The organism is Neobacillus drentensis (assembly GCF_036965245.1).
GTDB lineage: Bacteria > Bacillota > Bacilli > Bacillales > Cytobacillaceae > Neobacillus > Neobacillus drentensis_G.
This window is the reverse complement of the sequence record NZ_JBALPG010000251.1, coordinates 376-1,164: the sequence shown is the minus strand read 5'-3', so window position 1 is coordinate 1,164 and position 789 is coordinate 376. Positions and strand designations below refer to the sequence as shown.

Annotated in this window: 1 protein-coding gene; it reads right to left on the bottom strand. The window is 30.0% G+C overall.

Annotated elements, in window-relative coordinates:
• Nucleotides 1-33: 33 nt before the first annotated feature.
• The coding region (locus V7150_RS26475; protein WP_335524286.1) for a MerR family transcriptional regulator at nucleotides 34-789 on the bottom strand (756 nt) is incomplete at its 5' end.

The window sequence follows — 789 nt, the reverse complement described above, 5'->3', positions numbered from 1 at the left end:
CCTTCTTGGATCAACGCTCCCGTTTATGTTATTTCAATCCTTTTGAAAAAACTTTTCCGTTTCTGGATACTTCTTAATAAACAATTCATTTGCATCTTGGAGTTTATTCGAATACTCTTGGTAAGACCTACTCAAAATTTTTAAATTTGTTATAAAAATCTCATAGTATCCACTGCTTTGCTGGAACTCTAATAGCAATTGCTGCATTTTGTATGTAGGGGTTGACTTATACTCTTCGGAATTACGGAATTTGATGTACTCCTCCATAAACAGTTCATTATTTGCGATATAGCTGTCAATGTCATCAATTGCATTTAGTAATGTAGTGTTCATTTTTTCTAAGTCATCCTGCTTTATTAAAGAAGTGAAGCCTTCTAAATACTCTGCTATTTCTTTGGTAATATTTATATTATCCAAAAAGTGAACAATTTTATTAAAAGCCTCTTCCTTCTCAACACTATCAATTTTCTCATTTAAAAATTGTCCGAAGTGAATAGACAAATAAATACCAAATGCACCTGGAAAAGACAGCACTAATTTTTCTTTGATTGTAAAAGAACCGTTGAGATTAGAGTTAATAAACTCCATAGCTTCATTAATATTATAGCTTTCAATTAGGAGTTCAAGACATTGCTGTTGTTCAACTGCCCTTTGCCTTTTTAAATCCATTAAATATTTATATTTCGATAATGTTAATGACTTATTGCTACTTTCAAAAGTATCTTTTATTTCAGAAATACTTAATCCTAAATTTCTGAGAACAGATATTTCTCTTAATATGGATAATTC